This is a genomic window from Delftia sp. ZNC0008 (assembly GCF_000799035.1).
Classification (GTDB): Bacteria; Pseudomonadota; Gammaproteobacteria; order Burkholderiales; family Burkholderiaceae_C; genus Comamonas; species Comamonas tsuruhatensis.
Genome location: NZ_JTKZ01000494.1, coordinates 1 through 892 on the forward strand (window position 1 = coordinate 1; position 892 = coordinate 892).

2 protein-coding genes are annotated in these 892 nt (G+C 72.2%); both read left to right on the plus strand.

Annotation, left to right across the window (positions count from 1 at the left end; genetic code table 11):
• On the plus strand, window positions 1-482 hold a 482-nt coding region (locus tag L995_RS16655), incomplete at its 5' end, for a phosphate acyltransferase (protein WP_047472687.1).
• The coding region (locus tag L995_RS16660) for a putative sulfate exporter family transporter (RefSeq protein WP_047472688.1) at window positions 479-892 on the plus strand (414 nt) is incomplete at its 3' end. The genes L995_RS16655 and L995_RS16660, both read left to right, overlap by 4 nt.

Below are 892 nucleotides of genomic sequence, written 5' to 3' on the forward strand. Positions count from 1 at the left end.
CCGCGTCGCTGATGGACAAGCGCGATATTGCGCAGAACGCCATCGACCTGGCCCGTGCCATCGGCATTGCCCGGCCGCGCGTGGCCGTGCTCTCGGCGGTGGAGACGGTCAACCCCGCCATTCCCGGCACCATCGACGCGGCCGCGCTGTGCAAGATGGCCGACCGGGGGCAGATCAGCGGCGCCATCCTCGACGGGCCGCTGGCCTACGACAACGCCATCTCGCTGCGCTCGGCGCATCACAAGGGCATCGTCTCCGATGTGGCCGGCCAGCCCGACGTGCTGCTGGTGCCCAGCCTGGAGGCCGGCAACATGATCTACAAGCAGCTGGTCTACATGGCCGACGCCGAATGCGCGGGCCTGGTGCTGGGCATGCGCGTGCCCATCGTGCTGACCAGCCGTTCGGACTCCGTGGCCAGCCGCATTGCGTCCTGCGCGCTGGCCGTGCTGGCCAGCGCGGCGGGCGGCAAGGAGCAGTCATGAGCCAGGTCCAAGCACAGGTGGCTGCGCAGGCGCCCGTGCCGCGCATGCTGCAGTGGCTCAGGCTCCTGCCCGGCACGGGCCTGTCGGGCGTGATCGCGCTGGCGGCGACCTTCGTCTCCACGCTGCATGGCGGGCCGCAGCTGCTGTTCGCGCTGTTCTTCGGCGTGGCCTTCCACTTCCTGAGCCAGGACGCGCGCGCCAAGCCGGGCATCGAGTTCTGCGCGCGCGGCGTGCTGCGCCTGGGCGTGGGCCTGCTGGGCGCGCGCATCACGGCCACGCAGATCGCGGGCCTGGGCTGGACCACGGCGCTGATCGTCATCGCGGCCGTGGTCACCACGCTGCTGTGCGGCACGCTGCTGGGCCGGCGCCTGGGCCTGACGCGGCCGCAGGGCGTGCTGTCGGGCGGCGCG